The organism is Acidovorax sp. SUPP1855 (assembly GCF_030158955.1).
In the GTDB taxonomy this organism is placed as follows: domain Bacteria; phylum Pseudomonadota; class Gammaproteobacteria; order Burkholderiales; family Burkholderiaceae_C; genus Paracidovorax.
In genome coordinates, this window is record NZ_BQXI01000031.1 from 47,417 (window position 1) to 68,347 (window position 20,931).

At 68.0% G+C, this 20,931-nt stretch carries 20 protein-coding genes; 17 read left to right on the top strand and 3 right to left on the bottom strand.

Features of this window, described 5'->3' with window-relative positions; all coding sequences use genetic code 11:
* Positions 1 to 211: 211 nt before the first annotated feature.
* From AVMA1855_RS21615 to AVMA1855_RS21635, 5 genes are read left to right on the top strand one after another with little or no spacing between them, the layout of a single operon-like run.
* A complete protein-coding gene (locus tag AVMA1855_RS21615) occupies positions 212 to 1,366 on the top strand; it encodes an EscU/YscU/HrcU family type III secretion system export apparatus switch protein (RefSeq protein ID WP_272569821.1) in 1,155 nt (384 codons plus the stop codon).
* The gene (gene flhA / locus AVMA1855_RS21620) at positions 1,363 to 3,444 is read left to right on the top strand and encodes a flagellar biosynthesis protein FlhA (RefSeq protein ID WP_284402628.1); all 2,082 of its coding nucleotides are present in this window, start codon (positions 1,363 to 1,365) and stop codon (positions 3,442 to 3,444) included. Before AVMA1855_RS21615 ends, flhA begins: the two co-directional genes overlap by 4 nt.
* The gene (gene flhF / locus AVMA1855_RS21625; protein ID WP_284402627.1) at positions 3,441 to 4,967 is read left to right on the top strand and encodes a flagellar biosynthesis GTPase FlhF; all 1,527 of its coding nucleotides are present in this window, start codon (positions 3,441 to 3,443) and stop codon (positions 4,965 to 4,967) included. The genes flhA and flhF overlap by 4 nt, the downstream gene beginning before the upstream one ends.
* Positions 4,960 to 5,757: a hypothetical protein gene (locus tag AVMA1855_RS21630; RefSeq protein WP_272565433.1), complete on the top strand. Its 798-nt coding sequence runs from the start codon at positions 4,960 to 4,962 to the stop codon at positions 5,755 to 5,757. The genes flhF and AVMA1855_RS21630 overlap by 8 nt, the downstream gene beginning before the upstream one ends.
* Positions 5,758 to 5,761: 4 nt before the next feature.
* Positions 5,762 to 6,478, top strand: coding sequence for an RNA polymerase sigma factor FliA (locus AVMA1855_RS21635; protein WP_284427265.1), 717 nt, complete (start codon positions 5,762 to 5,764; stop codon positions 6,476 to 6,478).
* A 121-nt stretch (positions 6,479 to 6,599) separates the two neighbouring features.
* Here the strand turns inward: AVMA1855_RS21635 and AVMA1855_RS21640 are convergent, their stop codons facing one another.
* From AVMA1855_RS21640 to flgA, 3 genes are all read right to left on the bottom strand, one after another.
* Positions 6,600 to 6,962: a hypothetical protein gene (locus tag AVMA1855_RS21640; RefSeq protein WP_284407499.1), complete on the bottom strand. Its 363-nt coding sequence runs from the start codon at positions 6,960 to 6,962 to the stop codon at positions 6,600 to 6,602.
* A 42-nt stretch (positions 6,963 to 7,004) separates the two neighbouring features.
* Positions 7,005 to 7,340, bottom strand: coding sequence for a flagellar biosynthesis anti-sigma factor FlgM (flgM, locus tag AVMA1855_RS21645; RefSeq protein ID WP_272565436.1), 336 nt, complete (start codon positions 7,338 to 7,340; stop codon positions 7,005 to 7,007).
* Between the two features lie 91 nt (positions 7,341 to 7,431).
* Positions 7,432 to 8,190 (bottom strand): flagellar basal body P-ring formation chaperone FlgA, encoded by a 759-nt coding sequence (flgA, locus tag AVMA1855_RS21650; protein WP_502870362.1) that lies wholly within the window; start codon positions 8,188 to 8,190, stop codon positions 7,432 to 7,434.
* 214 nt (positions 8,191 to 8,404) lie between these two features.
* Between flgA and flgB the strand changes: the two genes are divergently transcribed.
* The 12 genes from flgB to AVMA1855_RS21710 all read left to right on the top strand — a co-directional run bounded on the left by flgB (position 8,405) and on the right by AVMA1855_RS21710 (position 20,603).
* Positions 8,405 to 8,863: a flagellar basal body rod protein FlgB gene (flgB, locus tag AVMA1855_RS21655; RefSeq protein WP_272565438.1), complete on the top strand. Its 459-nt coding sequence runs from the start codon at positions 8,405 to 8,407 to the stop codon at positions 8,861 to 8,863.
* 39 nt (positions 8,864 to 8,902) lie between these two features.
* Positions 8,903 to 9,307, top strand: coding sequence for a flagellar basal body rod protein FlgC (flgC, locus tag AVMA1855_RS21660; RefSeq protein WP_272565439.1), 405 nt, complete (start codon positions 8,903 to 8,905; stop codon positions 9,305 to 9,307).
* Positions 9,308 to 9,328: 21 nt separating this feature from the next.
* On the top strand, positions 9,329 to 9,979 hold the full coding sequence (locus AVMA1855_RS21665) for a flagellar hook assembly protein FlgD (protein ID WP_272565440.1): 651 nt from the start codon (positions 9,329 to 9,331) through the stop codon (positions 9,977 to 9,979).
* 57 nt (positions 9,980 to 10,036) lie between these two features.
* Positions 10,037 to 11,314, top strand: a complete 1,278-nt coding sequence (gene flgE, locus AVMA1855_RS21670; protein WP_284407501.1) for a flagellar hook protein FlgE — start codon at positions 10,037 to 10,039, stop codon at positions 11,312 to 11,314.
* Positions 11,315 to 11,367: 53 nt separating this feature from the next.
* A complete protein-coding gene (locus AVMA1855_RS21675) occupies positions 11,368 to 12,108 on the top strand; it encodes a flagellar basal body rod protein FlgF (RefSeq protein ID WP_284427266.1) in 741 nt (246 codons plus the stop codon).
* 40 nt (positions 12,109 to 12,148) lie between these two features.
* On the top strand, positions 12,149 to 12,931 hold the full coding sequence (flgG, locus tag AVMA1855_RS21680) for a flagellar basal-body rod protein FlgG (protein ID WP_284427267.1): 783 nt from the start codon (positions 12,149 to 12,151) through the stop codon (positions 12,929 to 12,931).
* A 65-nt stretch (positions 12,932 to 12,996) separates the two neighbouring features.
* Positions 12,997 to 13,716, top strand: a complete 720-nt coding sequence (locus AVMA1855_RS21685; RefSeq protein WP_284407502.1) for a flagellar basal body L-ring protein FlgH — start codon at positions 12,997 to 12,999, stop codon at positions 13,714 to 13,716.
* Positions 13,717 to 13,923: 207 nt separating this feature from the next.
* Positions 13,924 to 15,069, top strand: a complete 1,146-nt coding sequence (locus AVMA1855_RS21690) for a flagellar basal body P-ring protein FlgI (protein WP_272565446.1) — start codon at positions 13,924 to 13,926, stop codon at positions 15,067 to 15,069.
* A gap of 69 nt (positions 15,070 to 15,138) precedes the next feature.
* Positions 15,139 to 16,056 carry a flagellar assembly peptidoglycan hydrolase FlgJ gene (flgJ, locus tag AVMA1855_RS21695; protein ID WP_284407503.1) on the top strand — a complete coding sequence of 306 codons (918 nt, stop codon included), beginning with the start codon at positions 15,139 to 15,141 and terminating at the stop codon, positions 16,054 to 16,056.
* Positions 16,057 to 16,069: 13 nt separating this feature from the next.
* A complete protein-coding gene (flgK, locus tag AVMA1855_RS21700; protein ID WP_284427268.1) occupies positions 16,070 to 18,001 on the top strand; it encodes a flagellar hook-associated protein FlgK in 1,932 nt (643 codons plus the stop codon).
* 18 nt (positions 18,002 to 18,019) lie between these two features.
* Positions 18,020 to 19,315 carry a flagellar hook-associated protein FlgL gene (gene flgL, locus AVMA1855_RS21705; protein WP_284427269.1) on the top strand — a complete coding sequence of 432 codons (1,296 nt, stop codon included), beginning with the start codon at positions 18,020 to 18,022 and terminating at the stop codon, positions 19,313 to 19,315.
* Positions 19,316 to 19,346: 31 nt separating this feature from the next.
* Positions 19,347 to 20,603 (top strand): HDOD domain-containing protein, encoded by a 1,257-nt coding sequence (locus AVMA1855_RS21710; protein ID WP_284427270.1) that lies wholly within the window; start codon positions 19,347 to 19,349, stop codon positions 20,601 to 20,603.
* Positions 20,604 to 20,931 lie beyond the last annotated feature (328 nt).

The window sequence follows — 20,931 nt, forward strand, 5'->3', positions numbered from 1 at the left end:
ATGGGATTTCATGGCCTTTTGGCATGCAATAGCAATAAGTACTAGGGCATATTGCTATCATTTTTGATGTACCGGGGTGCGTGATGCCCCGCCCCTGCCGGCCCACCCCACCGGCCGCCACCCTGAATAGCCGCCCGACAAGCCGTCTATTCGCGCTTTAGGTTTCCGGGGCGCTCACGACAATGGCATGACCACCAGCCGTCATGCCACCATGGACTCCAGCCAAGACAAAGACCTCCCCGCGACAGAGCACAAGCTCCAGAAAGCGCGCAAGGACGGCCAGGCTGCGCGCTCGCGGGACCTGTCCCACATCGCCGTCCTCGGCATGGGCGCCTGCAGCGTCCTCGTGCTGGCGCCCATGCTGACCGAACACCTGCAGCTGGCCGTGCGCGAGCAGCTGGTGTTCAACGCCGCCACGGTGCAGGCCACGGGCAGCATGGTCACCCGGCTGCACCAGATGGCGCTGATCGGCGTGGTCGCCAGCCTCGTCTTCGCCGTTCTCACCAGCGCCGCAGCCGTGGTCAGCGCCATCGGCGCCGGCGGCTGGGTGTTCAGCTTCCAGCCCATCACGCCCCAGTTCAGCCGGCTGAACCCGATCTCGGGGTTCACCAACCTCGTGTCCAAACAGCAGCTGGTCAACGTGGGCAAGATGGTGCTCATGACCGGCGTGATCACCGCCGTGGCCTGGAACTTCCTGGGCAACAGCATCCAGAAGCTGTCCATGCTGGTGCTGCAGCCCTCGCCGGTGGCTCTGCGCTGGGTGGGCGAATGGATGACCTCGGGCGTGAGCCTCATGCTGCTGGTGGTGTTTCTCGCGGCGGTCGTCGACGTGCCGCTGCAGGCGTTCTTCTTCAAGTCGCGCCAGAAGATGTCGCACGAGGAAATCAAGCAGGAGCACAAGGAATCCGAGGGCAGCCCCGAGACCAAGAGCCGCCAGCGCCAGCGCGCCCGCGAGATCGCCGACCGCGCCAGCATCGCCGCCGTGCCCAAGGCCGACTTCGTGGTGATGAACCCGACCCACTATGCCGTGGCCCTCAAGTACGAAGAAGGCACGATGAGCGCCCCGCAGGTGATCTCCAAGGGCACCGACCTGCTCGCCTTCAAGATCCGCGAAATGGCCACGCAGCATTCGGTACCGGTGCTGCAGTCGCCCATGCTGGCCCGCGCGCTCTACGCGCATGCCGAGCTGGACCAGGCCATCCCCGCCACGCTGTACGCCGCCGTGGCGCAGGTGCTGGCCTACGTTTACCGCCTCAAGGCCGCGATGCGCGGCGAAGGTCGCATGCCCGAGGCCCAGCCCGACCCGTTCGTGCCGCCCGAACTTGATCCGCTGAACCGCACCACCGACGCAGGGACCGCCCCATGACGCCCTCCATCAAATCCGTCCGGCAGTGGGCCGGCACCAACGCCTCGGCCGTGCAGGGCATGTCCGCCCCGCTGCTGGTGGTGGCCATCCTGGCGCTGATGGTGCTGCCCATCCCCGCCTGGCTGCTGGACACCTTCTTCACCCTGAACATCGCCGTCGCGCTGATGGTGATGATGGTGGCGGCCTACATGCTGCGGCCGCTGGACTTCGCGGCGTTTCCCTCGGTGCTGCTGCTGACCACGCTGATGCGGCTGTCGCTCAACGTGGCCTCCACCCGCGTGGTGCTGCTGGAAGGCCACACCGGCCCGGGCGCGGCGGGTGCGGTGATCGAGGCCTTCGGCCACTTCCTGATCGGCGGCAACTTCGCCGTCGGCCTGATCGTGTTCGCCATCCTGGTGGTGATCAACTTCGTGGTGGTGACCAAGGGCGCCGAGCGGATCGCCGAAGTGTCGGCCCGCTTCACCCTGGACGCCATGCCCGGCAAGCAGATGGCGGTGGACGCCGACCTGAACGCCGGCCTCATCGACGAGAAGGAAGCCAAGCGCCGGCGCCTGGAAGTGGCGGAAGAAGCCAACTTCTTCGGCTCGATGGACGGCGCCTCGAAGTTCGTGCGCGGCGATGCGGTCGCCGGCATCCTGATCCTGCTGATCAACATCGTCGGCGGCTTCGCCATCGGCATGCTGCAGCACGACCTGTCGGCCGGCCAGGCGGCCAACAGCTACATCCTGCTGGCCGTCGGCGACGCGCTGGTGGCGCAGATCCCGGGCCTGCTGATCTCGGTGGCCGCGGCCATGGTGATCTCGCGCGTGGGCAAGGAAGAGGACATGGGGCACCAGATCGTGCAACAGCTCTTCATGTCGCCCCGCGTGCTGGGCGTGACGGCCGGCATCCTGATCCTGCTGGGCCTGATCCCGGGCATGCCGCACGCCGTGTTCCTCATCATGGGCTCAGGCTTGGGCTACGCAGCCTGGACGCTGATGAAGCGCGCCAACGCCCCGCAGCCCGTGGTGGAAGCGCCCCCGCCGGCGCACGACGGCGAAGCCAGCTGGGACGACCTGCAGCCCGTGGACCTGCTGGGCCTGGAGCTGGGCTACCGGCTCATCACCCTGGTGGACAAGAACCGCCAGGGCGACCTGCTCACCCGCATCAAGGGCGTGCGCCGCAAGTTCGCGCAGGAAGTGGGCTTCCTGCCGCCGGCTGTGCACGTGCGCGACAACCTGGAACTCAAGCCCAGCGCCTACCGCATCACCCTGCGCGGCGTGGTGGTGGGCGAAGGCGAGGCCTTCCCCGGCATGCACCTGGCGATCAATCCCGGCGGCATCACCACCCCCCTGATCGGCACGCCCACGACCGACCCCGCATTCGGCCTGCCCGCCCACTGGATCGACGAACACCAGAAGGAAGCGGCACAAATGGCGGGTTTTACGGTCGTTGATTCAGAAACCGTGATGGCGACGCATTTGTCACACTTGATGCAAGTTCAAGCCGCCAAGCTCCTGAGTCGCACGGAAACCCAGCAACTCGTGGAACACGTGGCCAAACTGGCCCCCAAGCTCATCGAGGAAGTGGTACCCAAAATGGTGTCGATCGCAACGTTCCAGAAAGTCCTCCAGCTGTTGCTGGAAGAGTCTGTGCACATCCGCGACATCCGCACCATCATCGAGACGCTGGCCGAACATGCCGGCGCCACCACCGACCCGGTGGAACTGGCCCGCCGCGTGCGCATCGCGCTCTCGCCCGCCATCGTGCAGCAGATCTACGGCCCGACCCGCGAGCTGAACGTGATCGCCATCGAACCCGGCCTGGAGCGCCTGCTGGTGCAGGCCCTGAGCAACAACGCCGGCCCTTCGCTGGACCCGGGCGTGGCCGACATCCTCACGCAGAAGGCCGCAGAAGTCGCCATGAAGCAGGAAGAACTGGGCATGCCCGCCTGCCTGCTGGTGCCCGACGCCATCCGCAACGCCATTTCCCGCCTGGTGCGCCGCGTCGCGCCCCGGCTGCAGGTGCTCGCCCACAGCGAGATCCCTGAAACCCACACCATCCGCATTGGCCCGATCCTCAAAGGTGCATCCGCATGAACATCAAACGCTTCACCGCCCCCACCTCGCGTGAGGCCCTGGCCAAGGCGCGCATGGCCTTCGGGGACGGCACCCTCATCCTGTCCAACCGCCCCACCGCCAATGGCGTGGAAGTCATGGCCACGGCGGAAGACACGCTGTCCAGCCTGGAAAACGCGCCCGAGCAGGCCGCGCCGAGCCGCCTGCAGGAGCGCGCCTCCGACATGGCCGCCAGCCCCGCGCGCACCCTGGCCCGCCCCGCAGCCGCCGCGGCCCGGGCCGAGCCCCAGCGCAATGCGGTGGCGCAGGACACCGAGCAGTTGGCCATGAGCACGCTGTCGTTCCAGGACTACGTGCGCGAGCGCATGCTGCGCCGCCGCCACGAAGCCCTGACCGGCACGGCCGAGGCACCTTCGATCAACGAGCGCAGCCGCGAACGCGCGCCGGACCGCGAGCGCGAACGCATGCCCGCACCGGCCGCCGCGCCTGTGGTGCGCCACAACCCGCTGCGCTCCATTCCGATGGACGTCGCCCCCGAGCCCGTGGCCCCGCGCCGCGTGCAAGTACCCGTGCCCTCGCTGGCCCCCGCCGCCGGCCAGCAGAACCTGATGAGCGAGCTGCAGTCCATGAAGGACCTCATCGAGGACCGCTTCAACACCCTGGCCTGGCTCGGCCAGGCGCGGCAGAACCCGATCCAGTCGAACCTGATGCTCAAGCTCATCCGCGCCGGCTACTCGCCGTCGCTGGCCCGCGCCGTGCTGGAGCGCCTGCCCGAGGAACTGGGCGCAGGCGATGCAGTGCGCTGGCTCATGGAAGTGCTGGAGCGCAACCTGAAGACCGACGCGCACGCCCGCCCCCTGTACGAAGAAGGCGGCATCTACGCCATGGTGGGCTCCACCGGCGTGGGCAAGACCACCACCACGGCCAAGCTCGCCGCCCTGTGCGCCCGCATCCACGGCCCGGGCAGCGTCGGCCTCATCACCCTGGACACGTACCGGGTCGGCGCCCACGAGCAGCTGCGCACCTATGGCCGCATGCTGGGCGTCGTGGCCCACCTGGCGCACGACCGCGCCGCGCTGCAGGACCTGCTCGGCCTGCTGGGCGGCAAGAAGATGGTGCTCATCGACACCACCGGCGTCGCCCCGCGCGACCCGCGCAAGCGCGACATGCTGGATGTGCTGGACCTGCCCAACGTCAACCGCCTGCTGGTGCTGAACGCCGGCTGCCACGGCGACACGCTGGACGACGTGCTCAGCGCCTTCAAGACCGCCGGCTCTCAGCAGGCCATCCTGTCCAAGGTGGACGAGGCCGTGAAGCTCGGCCCTTCGATCGACGCCCTGATCCGCCACCAGATGGTGCTGCGCGGCGTGACCAACGGCCAGCGTGTGCCTGAGGACTGGGAGGCCGCCGATGCGCACAAGCTCATCAGCACCTCGATGCGCTCGCCCGCCAAGTCGGCCTTCGACCCCAAGGCGTCGGACCTGAACTTCTTCTTCTCGCACTCGCCCGAGCTGGCCTCGGAAAGGGGACTGGTCGATGCTTGATACCGGATTCCACCAGGCCACGAGCCTGCACAGCATCACGCCGCAGTCGGACCTGCGGGTCGTGTCCGTCGTGGCGCAGCCCGACGCCGCCTACGGGTTGGAAACCCTGTGGCAGGTGTGTTCCAGCCTGCAGCGGCTGGGGTATCCCGTGGCCGTGCTGGACGGCACCGCCCGCGAAACCGACGACGCGCCGGGCCTGGCCCACCTGCTGGCCGAGCCCTCCTGGCAGAACGGCGCCCCGCTCGAAACCGGTCCGGCAGCCTCGTCGCTGGCGGTGATTCCGGCCGGCTACGGCATGCAGCGCCTCGCCCGCCAGACCGCCGACGGCCCGGCCGCGATGCAGGCGCTGCAACCCTTCTTTCGCACCTATGCGCTGCTCGTGCTCTACGCCAGCGCCGAGGTGCTGGCACCGTTGGTGCGCGCGACCTCGGCCATCCCCCTGGTGATCGCCGAGGGCGGCCCCGACAGCGTGGTGCAAAGCTACCGGCAACTGAAACACATGGCGATGCACGCCGGCGTGCACTGCTCGGTGGCCTCCATCCTGCCGCCCGGCGGGCCGGCCCAGGCCGACCCGACGCATGCGGCGTTGAACACGCTGCAGCGCTGCGCCGAGCGGCACCTGGGCAGCGGCATCCTGACCAGCACGGTGCGCGCCAACCACGCCCAGGACGTGCAGCGCCTGGCCTTGCAACTGCTGGAAAACGCGTGCACCATTGGCGCCGCAACGCCGCCCCCCACCCCGCCCTTCGGCATGACGGAGACGGCAGCGCATTTCGCCCGGAGACATTGACCCGATGTACACCGCCAAAGGACAGCTCGACCGCGATGCGCTGATCCGCCAGCACGTGCCGCTGGTTCGCCGGATTGCGCACCACATGATCGCCAAGCTCCCGCCCAACGTGGAGCTGGACGACCTCATCCAGGTGGGCATGATGGGCTTGAGCGAGGCTCTGTCGCGCTACGAGGTGGCGCAGGGCGTGCAGTTCGAGACCTTCGCCACCCAGCGCATCCGCGGCGCCATGCTCGACGAACTGCGCGAGGGCGACTGGATGTCCCGCAGTTCGCGCAAGAGCCAGAAGGAAATCGAACACGCCGTCCACCGGCTGGAGCAGAAACTCGGGCGCAGCCCGCTGGAGTCCGAGATCGCCGCCGAGCTGGACCTGAGCCTGGGCGAATACCAGACGCTGCTGGGCAAGGTGCGCGGCACGCAGCTCGTCTACCTGGAAGACATGACGCGGGGCGACGACGGCGACGACAGCTTCCTCGACCGGCACGTGGCCGATGGCGAAGCCGATCCGATGACCATGCTGCGCGACCAGCGGCTCAAGGCCTCGCTGGTGGCCGCCATCAAGAGCCTGCCGGAGCGCGAGCAGCACATCATGGGCATGTACTACGAGCACGACATGAACCTGAAGGAAATCGCGGCCGTGCTGGGCGTGACCGAATCGCGCATCTGCCAGCTGCACAGCCAGTCCATCGCCCGCCTGCGCGCCAAGATGCGCAGCCACTAGCGGAGCGCCGCTGCCCCACCGGGCACATCCCCTGGAGCCAACGAAAAAGGCCGCATGCAGATGCGGCCTTTTTGCTTTGGGGGACTGGCTTTTGCAGGAACGAAGGGGAAGCCGGGCGGGATCAGCCCTGCGACCGGTAGATCCGAGCGGCGCCGCCCGAGCGTGCCGGCGCACCGTTTCCATAAGTCGAGGCCTCCTGGGGCGGCAGCAGGGTCGCCACCTGGCGCTCGGTCAACGCGGACAGGCGTGCCAATTGTTCACGCTGCTGGGACAACTGGCTGCGCAGGGCCTGGATGCGGCGCTGGATGTCGGCCGGCAATTCGGTGGGGCGGGGGATTTTCTGGAGCGCCTGGGACAGATCGAGAGCGGCCTGGCGCAACAGGGGGGCGGTACGTTCTACCGCGAGCGCGTCGGTTTCCAGCAGGGCGGCACCGACGTCTTTCAACCGGGATTCGACTTCAGACAGCGTGGTTTCGAGTTGCATGGGTGGATCCTGTGCCGATCAACCCCTGCAGGAAACCCGGGGTCAGTGGCTGTTGCTGGTGTGGGAGATGATTTCCTGCGCATTGGACAGCAGCTTGTCCGCGATCGCATCGGCGTCCACCGTGAACGTGCCCTTTTCGATGGCGGCGCGCACGGCCTTCACCTTGTTGGCATCGAAATCGGTGCTGGCACGGCCGTTGGCTTCGAGTCCGCGGGCGGCGCTGGAAAACGTGACAGGCACGCCAGCGGCCGCAGCGGCAGCGGGCGCGGCGCTCTTGGCAGCCGTTTCGGCGGCAGCCGCAGGGGCCTTGGCCTGCTTGGCGGCAGTGGCGGCTTGCGACACTGCATTGGCTATTTCGGGGTTTTGACCTATCTTCATCGCTCTCTCCCACCCCGCTCGATGTGGGGCACAGTAGCAATGTTTTCGACCACTTCGACAGGGACTTTAGGCTTTTCTTGCGCCCCATCGCTTACAAAGTGATCTCTACTGTTCCATTTTCGGACACAACACCGGCGACGACACGGCCATTCTCCATACGGATGCGCACAGTCTCGCCAACGGCGCCTGCGGTGATCGCCTGGCCTGCGGATGTTACCGAATAACCCCGCCCCTGCGCCACCACCCGCACCGCCGCCCCCGCCTTGAACAGGGTCGGCGCCTTCACCATGTGCTGGCGCACGGCCTGGCCGGCCATGAGCTGGCGCGAGGCCACCATGCCGACCCAGCTGTCGGGATTGGCCACGATCGCGGTGGTTTCCGCCGCCCAGTCCACTTCGGCCTCGGTCGCATCGGCGGCCGTGAGCACAGCCCCGGACGCGACATTGCCCGTGAGCACCCACGCCGGGCCATACGCCTTGACGGTGACGGGCAGGAACACGTTCCACGCGGTGGCACCGTCCACGCAGCGCAGCCCGAGGCGGGTGCGGCCCCACAGCCGCGAGCCGGCGGGCAGGTAGGGCTCGACGCGGGCGCACGGCGCCAAGCGCAGGCGCGGGTCCAGGGCCCCCACGCTCACTTCCATGCGCAGCGGCATGCTGGCCGTGCCCGACTGGCCGCGCTGCAGCGCATCGTCCAGCCAGCGCTGGGTGATTCCGCCCAGGTCCGCCGCCGGTTCGGCCACGGCCTGGGCCCGCAGCACCGCGGCGGGCAGGGCAAAGGCCGCCGCCAGCGCGGCCATCCGGGCCAGGCGCAGGGTGGAAAGGAATCGGGGAGCGGTGGTATGTGACATGGGAAGGCCTCCTGTGGCGGGGAATGCGCCGCCCAACAGGGAAGGCCATTCGACCCCTGGCACTTTAGGGCCGGCCGGCGCTCACGAAGCACCGAACTGCGCGCCAATCGCCGCGTTCTTCGCGCTTTAGAAAAACCGGCCCATTTCCATAATCGAACCCACGCCGGAACACCTCTTTTCCTCCGGCCAGGACCCAACGCTTTGCGAGGCTGACATGCTCAACAAGATGACTGAAAGGCTGGATTTCCACGGCAACGCGCTTTTGCTGCGTGCCGAGCGCCAGCGTGCCATCGCGAGCAACATCGCCAACGCAGACACGCCGGGCTACGTGGCCCGCGACTTCAATTTCGCCGACGCGATGCGCGACGCGACCGGCGGCGGTTCGACCACGCTGAGCACCGGATCGGGGTCGACCATGTCCCTGGCCACCGGCCAGCGCCAGCAAAGCGCCACCGATCCGCGCCACATTCCGCTGCCGGCCGCCACGACGGGCATGGGGTCAGGCAGCACGCTGGGCTACTCGGTGCAGACCCAGCCCAACCTGGACAACAACACGGTGGACCTCGATCGCGAGCGGGCCGCCTTCGTGGACAACGCCGTGCGCTACGAAGCCACGCTGCGGTTCATCAACGGCAACGCCAAGACGATGCTGAGCGCCATCCAGGGCCAGTAAGCGCCGTAACGCCCCCACCCACGGAAAGCGGAAACCGCCATGTCCATGTTCTCCATCTTCAATGTCTCGGGCAGCGCCATCAGTGCGCAGTCGCAGCGGCTCAACGTGGTGGCCAGCAACCTGGCCAACGTCGAGGCCGTCGCCGGCCCGGACGGCCAGGCCTACAAGGCGCGCCAGGTGGTGTTCCAGACGGCGCCGATGGGCGCCGAGAGCGCCGCCGGCGTGCGGGTGAGCGCCATCAGCGAGAGCAACGCGCCGGGCAAGCGGGTGCACGACCCGAGCCACCCGTCCGCCGATGCGGAGGGCTACGTCACCCATTCCAACGTGAACGCGGTGGAGGAGATGGTCAACATGATCTCCGCCTCGCGCTCCTACCAGAACAACGTCGAGGTCATGAACACGGCCAAGTCGCTGCTCCTCAAGACCCTGCAGATGGGCCAGTAACTTTTCGGGAAGAACCTCGCCATGATCCTCAATCCCATCGGCTCCACCGCCACCGTGAATTCGGGCACCAGCGCCAATTCGGCCACCGACCCCAACGCCGCGCAGGACCGCTTCCTGAAGCTGCTGGTCGCGCAGTTGAACAACCAGGATCCGATGAATCCGATGGACAACGCGCAGATGACCTCGCAGATGGCGCAGATCAACACCGTCACCGGCATCCAGACGCTGAACCTCACCATGCAGACCATGGCCGAGCAGTTTTCCACAATGCAGACGCTGCAGGGCACGGCCATGATCGGCCGCTCGGTGCTCGCGGAAGGCTCCAAGATGACCTACACCGACAGCACGGGCAAGGGCTACTTCGAGCTGGCCGGCGCGGCGACCAGCACCAAGGTCGAGGTCGTCACGCCCGGCGGCGCGGTCGTCGGCACGGTGGACATGGGCGCGCAGGACAAAGGCCGCCACGAGTTCGAGTTCGACGCCAGCAAGTACGCGGGCAACAAGAGCGACCTGCAGTTCCGCGTGGTCGCCTCCACCAAGGACGGCACCGTGCAGTCCACGGCGCTCATGCAGGCGAAGGTGGTGGGCACCGGCTCCAACAGCGGCGCGCTGACGCTCGACCTGGACACCGGCAGCACCGTCAACTACAGCCAGATCAAAGCGGTGCTCTGACCGGCACGCCCTTCCCACCTATCCACGCGCTTTCCTTCTTCCTCTCAGGAGAACACCATGAGCTTTCAGCAAGGCCTGTCCGGCCTCAACGCCGCCAGCAAGAACCTGGACGTGATCGGCCACAACATCGCCAACTCCAACACGGTGGGCTTCAAGGCCTCCCGCGCCGAGTTCGCTGAAATGGTGGCCTCCGCCATCGGCTCCGCGGGGGGAACCAACGCCGGCATCGGCGTGGAGACCGCCGACGTGGCGCAGCAGTTCAACCAGGGCAACCTGTCGATCACCGGCAACAGCCTGGATGTGGCGATCAACGGCGACGGCTTCTTCAAGCTGCAGCAGCCCGATGGCACCAATGCCTATACCCGTGCGGGCAATTTCAAGCTCGACGACCTGGGCAATGTGGTCACCAACAGCGGTGCCAAGGTGATGGGCTACACGGTGGACCCGGCCACGGGCCTGCGCACGGCCAGCAACGCCACGCCGCTGTCGTTCCCCACCTCGCAGCCGATCCCGGCCAAGCAGACCACGTCGATCACCGCATCGTTCAACCTCGACGCGCGCGCGCCGGACGCCGCGGGCGACTCCACCGCCACGCCGCCCGTGCCCGCCACGCCGCGCGCCACCTACGGCACCTCGATCAACGTCTACGACAGCCAGGGCGTCGCCAAGCCGGTGAGCCTGTACTTCCAGAAGAACGGCGCCAACACCTGGGACGTGTACGACAAGCTGGACGATCCCACGGCGACGCCGCCCGTGGTGGCCGCGCCCGTCGGCCAGATCACCTTCGACAACAACGGCAAGATCACCGCGCCCGCGGCGACCCCGCCCGCCACCGGCTTTCAACTGCCGCTCACGATCTCGCCCACGCCGCCGAACCCCAACAACCTCACCGACTACAGCGTGAACGTGAAGCTGGACGGCGTGACGCAGTTCGGCACCAAGTTCGCCGTGTCCGACCTGTCGCAGGACGGCTACACCGCCGGGGAGCTGACGGGCATCAACATCGAAAACAACGGCATGGTGATGACGCGCTACTCCAACGGCGTGACGCGCGCCGAGGGGCAGCTGGCGCTGGCCAGCTTCCGCAACACGCAGGGCCTGGCGTCCATCGGCAACAACAACTGGGCCGAGACGTTCGAATCCGGCCAGGCCGTGATGGGCGCGCCCACCGACGGCAAGTTCGGTGCCCTGCGCTCCGGCGCGCTGGAAGACTCCAACGTGGACCTGACGGCCGAGCTGGTGAACATGATGACGGCGCAGCGGGCCTACCAGGCCAACGCGCAGACCATCAAGACGCAGGACCAGGTGATGTCCACGCTGGTCAACCTGCGCTGATCCTTTTCCTGAACCCCGCCACCACCGACTGAGACGCCTGCGCGAGACCCTCCATGGACCACATCATCTACACCTCGATGACGGGCGCCAGCGCTGCCGCGCAGCGCCAGTCGGTGCTGGCCAACAACCTGGCCAACGCCTCCACGAACGGCTTCCGGGCGGAAATGTCCACCTTCCGCGCCGTGCCGGTGCAGGGCGACGGTGCCAAGACCCGCGTGTTCGCCCTGGAGGCGACCTCGGGCCACTCCGAAGCGTCCGGCCCGGTGCAGCGCACCGGCCGCAACCTGGATGCCATGGCGGTGGGCAATGCCTGGTTCGCCGTGCAGGGGCTCGACGGCACCGAGGCCTACACCCGCAACGGCAGCCTGGAAGTCTCGGCCACGGGCCAGCTGCTCACGAGCAACGGCCTGACCGTGCTCTCGGACGGCGGCGGCCCCATCGACGTGCCCCAGGGCGCGGAGATCGCGCTGGGCTCGGACGGGACCATCACCGCCAAGGTGGGCAGCCAGCGCCCCGCAGCCGTGGGGCGCCTGAAGCTGTCCACGCCCACGCTGGAAGACCCGCTCAAGCGCGGCGACGATGCCCTGTTTCGCACCACCTCGGGCGATCCGCTGCCCAGCGATCCCAATGCCCGCATGCTGTCCGGCGCGCTGGAAGGCTCCAACGTGAATGCCGTGGAGAGCATGGTCGGAATGATCGCCGCCTCCCGCCAGTTCGAGGCGCAGTTGCGCCTGCTGCAGACGGCCGAGACCAACGACAAGTCGGCCAGCCAGCTGCTGAGCCTCAACGGCTGACCGCCGAGCCCGACGCAACCGCCTCTCCAAAGGAACCGCCATGATCAATTCCCTGTGGATCGCCAAGACCGGCATGTCCGCCCAGCAAACCCAGCTGGATGTCATCTCGCACAACCTGGCCAACGTCTCCACCAACGGCTACAAGCGCAACAACGCGGTCTTCGAAGACCTGATCTACCAGAACCAGCGCCAGGTCGGCGCGCAGACCACCGAGCAGAACCAGCTGCCCACCGGCCTGCACCTGGGCCTGGGCGTGCGCACGGTGGCCACCAGCCGCAACTTCACGCAGGGCAGCCTGCAGCAGTCCAACAACAACCTGGACGTGGCGATCAACGGCAACGGTTTCTTCGAAATCACCCAGCCCGACGGCACCATCGGCTACACCCGAGACGGCTCGTTCCAGCTGGACGCGCAGGGCCGCATGGTCACCTCCAGCGGCCTGCCGGTGGCCAACGGCATCACCGTGCCCGCCAACGCCACGGCCATCAGCATCAGCACCGAGGGCGTGGTCTCCGCCACCGTGCCGGGCAGCACCGCGCCCCAGCAGCTGGGCAGCATCGCGATGGCCAGCTTCATCAACCCGGCCGGCCTCGAGCCCATCGGGCAAAACATGTACAAGGAATCGGCCGCGTCCGGCCAGCCCCAGCAGGGCACGCCGGGCACGAACGGCCTGGGCTACATGCGCCAGGGTTTCCTCGAAACCTCCAACGTGAACGTGGTGGAAGAGCTGGTGACCATGATCCAGACCCAGCGCGCCTACGAAATGAATTCCAAGGCCATCCAGACATCGGACCAGATGCTGGCCAAGCTCGCGCAGCTTTGAAGCGCAACGCCGACCGTTCCCACGAAGAACGCCCACGCCCCCACCGCTTGTTGCAGGATTCCGCCATGCGTACCGCCTCCTTCCTCCGCTCGTCCCCCCTGCCGGCGCCGTCCGCGCGCCTGGCCGCCGTCGCCGGCCTCGTGCTGCTGTGCACCGGCTGCGCCACGCTGTCGCCGCCGCCGCCCGTGGACCTGCTGCCCACCACGCCGCCGCCCGTGGCCGCCACGCCGCGGCCCTCCGGCCCCGCGACGGGCAGCCTGTTCCACGCGGCCAGCTACCGGCCGGTGTTCGAGGACCGCCGCGCGCGCCTGGTGGGCGATGTGGTCACCATCCAGATCATCGAGACGGTGTCGGCCAGCCAGAAATCGACCTCCACCGTGGACCGCAAGTCGGGCACGGCGTCGGGCATCACCGCGCTGCCGTTCATCAGTTCGACCAACCTGGGCAAGGCCTCGCTGGGCGCGACCAGCACCAACAACTTCGAAGGCAAGGGCGGCACCGAAAGCACCAACACCTTCACCGGCACCATCACCACCACCGTGATCGACGTGCTGCCCAACGGCCACCTGGTGATCGCCGGCGAAAAGCAGATCGGCGTGAACGACAACGTGGACGTGCTGCGCTTTTCCGGTACGGTGGACCCCCGCGCCCTGCAGCCGGGCAGCGTGATCAGCTCCACGCTGGTGGCCAACGCCCGGGTGCAGTCGCGCGGGCGCGGCGCCCAGAGCGAGGCGCAGGCCATGGGCTGGCTGTCGCGGGCTTTCAATTCGGTCACGCCGTTCTAACCGCGCCGCCACCCATCCCCTCCCCGCAATCTGCCGCCACGGCCTGGCGGCAGATTGCTATTATTTTCATAGCACAATGCCCTAGTGCTGATTGCACTGGCGGCATTTTTCGCTGGTATTCCCCCGGGGCCGGCCGCCCCAATTGACCGGTAATCCGGCATCTTTTTGGCCCATCCCGTGAAGCGGTCCGCTTTCACAATCGAGGCCATGAAAGCCCTGCCCTCTCCCCTGATTTCGCGCGCGTCGCGGCTCGTGTGGCTGCTGGCCGCCCTGGCCACCCTGTGCGCGGCGTTGCCCGCCCATGCCCTGCGCATCAAGGAAGTGGCGGCCGTGCAAGGCGTGCGCAGCAACCAGTTGACGGGCTATGGCCTCGTCGTGGGCCTGGACGGCACGGGCGACCAGACCACGCAGATGCCCTTCACCACGCAGGCGATGACGAACTACCTGCAGCAGATGGGCATCAGCCTGCCGCCCGGCACGGCGGCGCCCCAGCTCAAGAACGTGGCGACGGTGATCGTCACCGCACAGCTGCCCGCCTTCGCCCAGCCCGGCCAGACCATCGACGTGAGCGTGTCCTCCATGGGCAACGCCAAGTCACTCAAGGGCGGCACGCTGATCGCCACGCCGCTGCGCGGCGCCGACGGCGAGATCTATGCCATGGCGCAGGGCAACATGGTCGTGGGCGGTGCCGGGGCGTCTGCCGGCGGCAGCAAGGTGCAGATCAACCACCTGAGCGCCGGCCGCATTCCCGATGGCGCACAAGTGGAACGCTCGGTGCCCACCCCGCTGAACGACAGCGACACCATCACCCTGGGCCTGAACGCCTCGGACTTCCAGACCGCCCGCAAGGTCGCCCAGGCCATCAACGGCAAGCTGGGCAACGGCGCCGGCATCGCCACGGCACTGGACGGCCGCACGGTGCAGGTGCGCGCGCCCCTGGACCCCGGGGCCCGGGTGAACTTCATCGCCGACCTGGAAGAACTGGCGGTGGCCGACTCCGTCCCCTCCGCCAAGGTCGTCATCAACGCCCGCACCGGCTCCATCGTGCTGAACCAGGCCGTGACGCTGGGCCCCTGCGCCATCGCGCACGGCAACCTGTCGATCACCATCAGCTCCACACCCGTCATCAGCCAGCCCAACCCGCTGTCGCAAGGGCAGACCGTGGTGGCGCAAAAGAGCGACATCACCGTCAAGCAGGAGCCGGGCAACATCATCCAGATGCCGCCGTCGCCGCAGCTGGCCGACGTGGTGCGCGCGCTCAACACCCTGGGCGCCACGCCGCAGGACCTGCTGGCCATCCTGCAGGCCATCAAGGCCGCGGGCGCCCTGAACGCCGAGCTGGAGGTCATCTGATGACCCAGGCCGCCACCTTGCCGTCCCTGCGCCGCGCGGGACAGCGCCCGACCTGACGGGAGACCGCACATGGCCATGACCCTGCCCTCTGCCGCGACCACCACCGCCACCAATGCGCTGGCCGTCGATTCGCGCTCGCTCAACGCGCTCAAGTACGAGGCCGGTCAGAACAGCCCGCAGGCCGCCAAGGAAGCGGCCAAGCAGTTCGAATCGCTCTTCATGCGCGAGATGATCAAGAGCATGCGCGAGGCGACGATGAAGTCCGGCCTCATGGAAGGCGGCCAGGCCGACCTGGGCACCGACATGCTCGACCAGCAGCTGTCCATCCAGATGTCGGGCCGCCAGGGCGGGCTTTCGGAGGCCATCCAGCGCCAGCTGACGCGCCAGATCGGCGGCGGCGATGCCGGCGCCGGCGCCGAGCCCACGTTTTCGGTGCCCTCCACCTTGAGCCTGGGCGCCGCCAGCCAGCGCGCCGCCGCCGTGGCGGCCGACCCGTCCGCCCCCGCGCCCAAGGGCCGCGAGAGCTTCGTGCAGCACCACCGCGATGCAGCCGAGCGCGTGGCCAAGGAAAGCGGCATTCCCGCCAGCTTCATGCTGGGCCAGGCCGGCCACGAGACCGGCTGGGGCAAGAGCGAGATCCGCAGCAAGGACGGCGACAACTCCTTCAACCTGTTCGGCATCAAGGCCGGCAAGGGCTGGACGGGCAAGGTCGCCGAGATCACCACCACCGAGTACATCGGCGGAGTGCCGCGCAAGGTGACCGCGAAGTTCCGCGCCTACGACTCCTACGAAGACTCCTTCAAGGACTACGCCAAGCTCATCAACGACAACCCGCGCTACGAGAAGGCGCGCGAGAAGACGCATTCCGCCGTGGCCTACGCCACCGAGCTGCAGAAGGCGGGCTACGCCACCGACCCCGAATACGCCAGCAAGCTGAGCCGGGCCATCAACAGCACCTTGCGCGTCTCGCCGCGCACGGCGGCGTGACGGAAAGCGCTCCATGAGCCTGCTCAACGTCGGCGCCCGCGCCCTGCTAGCCAACCAGGTGGCCCTGCAGACGGCGGGCCACAACATCGCCAACGTCAACACCGCCGGCTACTCGCGCCAGACGCTGTCGCTGCAGACTGTGCAGGGCCAGTTCACCGGCGGCGGCTACATCGGCCAGGGCGTGGACGTGCAGACCATCCTGCGCAACCACAACGAGCTGCTCACGCGGCAGGCCGCCGCGGCCAACGCCACCCAGGCGGCCGACAAGACGCGCGGCGAGCGCCTGTCGCAGATGCAGGACGTGTTCAGCGGCGGCACGAGCGGCCTGGGCGCCTCGATCACCGACATGCTGAACGCCCTGTCCGATGTGGTGGCGGCCCCGACCGACATCACCGCGCGCACGGTGGTGCTCACGCGCATGGATGAGACCGCCGGGCGCATGCGCTCCGCGGCCGACCGCCTATCGGAGATCCAGTACACCGTCACCGAACAGCTCAACAGCAACGTCAACGCGATCAACAGCCTGGCCAGCCGCATGGCCGGCGTGAACGAGCAGATCGCGCGCGCCACCGGCAACGGCCAATCGCCCAACGACCTGCTGGACCAGCGCGACCAGATCATCCGCGAGATCAACCAGTACGTGCAGACCACGCAGGTGCAGGCCGACGACGGCACCGTGGGCCTGTTCGTCGCGGGCAGCCAGCCCCTGGTGCTGGGCTCCACCGCCACGCAGCTGTCCGTGGGCGAGGCCACGTCTTTTCCCGGCAGCGGGCAGACCAAGCTGTTCTTCAACCGCCCCGGCGTCGCGCCCGTGGAGCTGGACGAGAACATGCTCGGCGGCGGCGAGGTCTCGGGCCTGCTGCGCTTCAACAACACCGATCTGGCCGAGGGCGTGAACCTGCTCGGCCGCATGGCGCAGTCCATCGGCATGACGATGAATGCCCAGCACAAGCTGGGCCTCACGCTCGACGGACAGGCCGGCAAGGACCTGTTCTCGGTCCCCACCAGCATGCCCGGCTACACCAAGGGCACGGCCGTGGGCACCGTGTCGTTCAGCGATGCGACGAAGTTCGCCGCGTCCGACTACGAAGTGCGCTTCACCACGCCGCCGGCCGGCCAGGTGGTGCGCATGTCCGACGGCAAGGCCACCGCCTTCACCGACCTGACCGACCTGGCCAGCAAGCAGATCGACGGGCTGAACTTCAATATGACGGCCGCAGGCGCCACGGGCGAGCGCGTGCTGTTCAAGCCCTTCAGCACCACGGCCGCGAACATCCAGGCCAAGGTGCTGTCGCCCCGCGACCTGGCCGTGGCCAGCCCCGTCAACGCCGCCATGGGCAAGACCAACGGCGGGTCGATGCAGCTCACCAGCGTGCAGGCGACCTCCACGGGCTTCACCGCACCTCCCATTCCGGCGGGCGTGAGCCTGAGCTTCGCCGCCGGCCCGCCCACCACCTACACGGTGACGGGCTCCACCACGCCGCCCTCGGGCACCGCGGGCCTGGCCTACACGCCGGGCCAGCCCATCAAGATCGACGGCTGGGAACTGACGCTCAAGGGCACGCCCAACACCGGCGACACCGTCACGGTGGGCAATGCGCTCGATCCTCAATACGGCGACACCTACACCCGCAACGCCGGCAACGCCTCCGCGATGAACGCGCTGCGCGACGTGAAGATGTTCGACGAATCCACCATGAGCGACGGCTACGCCGGCCTCATGGCGCAGGTGGGCACGCGCACGCAGAGCGCGCTGAACTCCGCCCAGCTGTCCACCACCATCGCGGGCAACCTCGAAAAGGACCGCACGGCCGTCTCGGGCGTGAACCTGGACGAAGAGGCCGCCAAGCTGATCCAATACCAGCAGGCCTACCAGGCCTCCGCGAAGGTCCTGCAGATCGCCCAGAGCATTTTCGACAGCCTGATCCAGACGATGGGCCGATAAACCGCGCCGGAGAAAGACATGGCCAACTTCTATCGCACCTCCACCGCCAACATGTACGACAACGCCCTGCGCAACCTGGGCACGCGGCAGACGGCGTTGTCCAACCTGCAGGAAAACCTCACCTCCGGCAAGCGCGTGGTGCGCGCCAGCGACGACCCGGTGGCCGCCGCGCAGGCCGAGCGCGCGATGACCCGGCTGGCGCGCGTGCAGACCGACCAGCGCGCGCTGGAGAACCAGCGCAACTCCATCGCCCAGGCCGAATCGACCATGGGCGAAGCCGTGGACCTGGTGCAGGAGGCCCGCCAGCTCATCGTGAGCGCCGGCAACGGGTCGCTCACCCCCAACGACCGCAAGACCATCGCCAACCAGCTGCAGGGCCTGCGCGAGCAGCTGTCCTCCATGGTCAACCGCAAGGACAGCAACGGCATGCCGCTGCTGGGCGCCCTGGGCAGCGCGCTCACGCCGTTTCTCGGGCCGCAGTCCGGCAGCCCCGACTACACCTTCTCCGGCCTGCCCGGCCAGGGCTCGGGCACCGACAGCTCGCTGCCCCTGTCGCTGGACGGCGAATCGGCCTTCATGTTCGTGCCGCAGCGCGACGGTGCCTACAACGCCGCCGTCACCACCAGCTCGACCGACCACCTGCTGACCACCGACGGCATCAAGCCCACCGACACCAGCCTCATCACGGGCAACAACTACCAGATCGTCTTCAGCGGCGTAGGCCCGGGCGCCACGGCCGGCACCACCACGGCCACGTACACCATCACCAACACCACCACCGGCGTGTCGTCCGCGCCCGTGACGGTGCCCGACTTTCCGTCCGACAAGCCGGTGAGCATCGGCGTGACCGGCATCCCCGGCATCCCCGGCATGAGCTTCAACATCACCGGCACGCCCGTCAAGAAGGTCGATGGCACCTACAGCCTCTCGCCCGCCAATGGCGACAGCATTTCGCTGCAGCCCAGCGCCAGCATCTTCAGCACGCTGGACAGCGCCATCCGCGACATCGGCAACGCCACCACCAGCGGCGCGGCCTCGCAGGCCGTGGGCCAGGCCCTGAACAACATCGACATCGGCATGGAGCGCATGCACAACATGCGGGGCTACGCGGGCGAGTTGCTCAACCGCGCCGACCGCATCACGGGCGACCAGGACAAGCGCGCCGTGCAGCTCGAAGCCGACCGTTCGCGCGCGGAGGATCTCGATATGATCAAGGGCATTTCCGACTTCCAGAACAACCAGATCGGGTATGAAGCGGCCCTGAAGTCCTATGCCCAGGTGCAGAAGCTGTCCCTCTTCAACTACATCGGCTGAGCCCGCGCGGTAACGGCCGCCTTCGCATCCCATGGTCCAATCCGTTCTTGGCAGCCTTCTCCTCGGTTACCGCCCACTGTGGAACCAGGCGCGGCGCCTGGCAGCCGTGCAGCTCTATGTGCAAAGCGACGGCGCCGCTGTCGTGGATGCGCCCCACCTGCTGCGCACCTTGCAGGAACTGTGGAGCGCCAGCTCGCCCCCCCTGCTGCTGTCCCCGCAAACGCCGCAGCTGCTCACCGACCTGCTCACCCAGGCGCCGCGCGGCGCCCCCTGGATCGAAGTGCGCAACGAATGGCTGGGCGATCCGGCCTTGCTCGCCCAGGTGCAGGCCGCCCACCAGCGCGGCCTGAAACTCGTCTGGCGCGGCGAGCTGCACCACCTGCCCGAACCCGCCGTGGCCGGCTGCTTCGACAACAGCCTGCTCACCCTCAGCGCCGCCGACGCCATGGCCGCGCTCAAGGCCACCGCCGCCGTGCCCCGCGCCGGATCGGGCGCCCCCCACGCCGCCGCAGGCCAGCAGCCGCAGCAGCCCAGCCCCGTGCTGGCCGGACAGATGTACGAGAACGTGGCCAGCCGCGCCCTCATGGAACACTGCCTGGACCGGCACAAGGCCCTGGCCCTGGCCGGCTGGCCCGCGGAAGACGTGCTGTACGAACTGCGCCACCAGCCGCCCCAGCCCGGGCACGACACCGTGCTCAAGCTGATGAAGGCCATCGACGCCGAGCAGTCGCTGGAGGCCTTCGAGCAGATCCTGGGCGAAGACCCGCTGCTCGCCTACCGCTTCATGGTCTACACCAACTCGGCCGCGCTCGGCCTGCGCACCGGCGTGGATTCGCTGCGGCGCGGCCTGGTGATGATGGGCTACGGCTCGCTCAAGCGCTGGCTGTCGGACCAGCTGCCGCACGCCAGCACCGACCCCAACCTGCAGCCCATCCGCGAATCCATGGTGCTGCGCGCCCGCCTGACCGAGCGCCTGCTGGACGCCGGCGTGGAAAACGACCTGCGGCGCGAAATCTACCTGTGCGGCCTGCTCTCGCAGATGGACGACCTGCTGGGCGAACCCCTGGGCGCCATCCTGCGCCGACTGCCCCTGTCCGAACGCATCTACGACGCCACCGTGCTGCACACCGGGCCGTACGCCGCCAGCCTGGAGATGGCCTGCGCGCTGGAGACGGACAACGGCGCGGCGATCCGCCAGCTGTGCGAGGCGCACGAGATGGATCTGGAAGAGGTGAATCGGGGGTTGCTGCGGGTGCTGGCGGATCTGGATGTGAAGCGCGGGGGTTGACGACCCAAGCGTTGGAGATCGAAGTCGGGGCATGGCGTTGGGCCCCGTGATTCACAGAAGCGGTAGTGGCAAGCGGAGAAACGTCGCAGAGCACCTTCCGATCGCTCCTCTTTGGCTTGAGCTCGTGCGCAGGCACGCGGGTTCTTTTTTCTGACAGCGAGCTGCCCACGGCGGGGGTAGCTCGCACACGCTGCAGACGTTGGGGAACCTCTCAAAACCCATCCGGTCCCTTGTTGATCGAGAACGCGTGCTCCATCCTTTGCCATGATCACTCCCCGTAGCGCCCTGAAGTTCGACCTGTTCGCTGAGGCCTCGCGCCAACACAAGA

Coding starts and splice junctions, on each gene's coding strand:
- AVMA1855_RS21615 (WP_272569821.1), top strand. CDS start 212: ATGGACTCCAGCCAAGACAAAGACCTCCCCGCGACAGAGCACAAGCTC.
- flhA (WP_284402628.1), top strand. CDS start 1,363: ATGACGCCCTCCATCAAATCCGTCCGGCAGTGGGCCGGCACCAACGCC.
- flhF (WP_284402627.1), top strand. CDS start 3,441: ATGAACATCAAACGCTTCACCGCCCCCACCTCGCGTGAGGCCCTGGCC.
- AVMA1855_RS21630 (WP_272565433.1), top strand. CDS start 4,960: ATGCTTGATACCGGATTCCACCAGGCCACGAGCCTGCACAGCATCACG.
- AVMA1855_RS21635 (WP_284427265.1), top strand. CDS start 5,762: ATGTACACCGCCAAAGGACAGCTCGACCGCGATGCGCTGATCCGCCAG.
- AVMA1855_RS21640 (WP_284407499.1), bottom strand. CDS start 6,962: ATGCAACTCGAAACCACGCTGTCTGAAGTCGAATCCCGGTTGAAAGAC.
- flgM (WP_272565436.1), bottom strand. CDS start 7,340: ATGAAGATAGGTCAAAACCCCGAAATAGCCAATGCAGTGTCGCAAGCC.
- flgA (WP_502870362.1), bottom strand. CDS start 8,190: ATGTCACATACCACCGCTCCCCGATTCCTTTCCACCCTGCGCCTGGCC.
- flgB (WP_272565438.1), top strand. CDS start 8,405: ATGCTCAACAAGATGACTGAAAGGCTGGATTTCCACGGCAACGCGCTT.
- flgC (WP_272565439.1), top strand. CDS start 8,903: ATGTCCATGTTCTCCATCTTCAATGTCTCGGGCAGCGCCATCAGTGCG.
- AVMA1855_RS21665 (WP_272565440.1), top strand. CDS start 9,329: ATGATCCTCAATCCCATCGGCTCCACCGCCACCGTGAATTCGGGCACC.
- flgE (WP_284407501.1), top strand. CDS start 10,037: ATGAGCTTTCAGCAAGGCCTGTCCGGCCTCAACGCCGCCAGCAAGAAC.
- AVMA1855_RS21675 (WP_284427266.1), top strand. CDS start 11,368: ATGGACCACATCATCTACACCTCGATGACGGGCGCCAGCGCTGCCGCG.
- flgG (WP_284427267.1), top strand. CDS start 12,149: ATGATCAATTCCCTGTGGATCGCCAAGACCGGCATGTCCGCCCAGCAA.
- AVMA1855_RS21685 (WP_284407502.1), top strand. CDS start 12,997: ATGCGTACCGCCTCCTTCCTCCGCTCGTCCCCCCTGCCGGCGCCGTCC.
- AVMA1855_RS21690 (WP_272565446.1), top strand. CDS start 13,924: ATGAAAGCCCTGCCCTCTCCCCTGATTTCGCGCGCGTCGCGGCTCGTG.
- flgJ (WP_284407503.1), top strand. CDS start 15,139: ATGGCCATGACCCTGCCCTCTGCCGCGACCACCACCGCCACCAATGCG.
- flgK (WP_284427268.1), top strand. CDS start 16,070: ATGAGCCTGCTCAACGTCGGCGCCCGCGCCCTGCTAGCCAACCAGGTG.
- flgL (WP_284427269.1), top strand. CDS start 18,020: ATGGCCAACTTCTATCGCACCTCCACCGCCAACATGTACGACAACGCC.
- AVMA1855_RS21710 (WP_284427270.1), top strand. CDS start 19,347: ATGGTCCAATCCGTTCTTGGCAGCCTTCTCCTCGGTTACCGCCCACTG.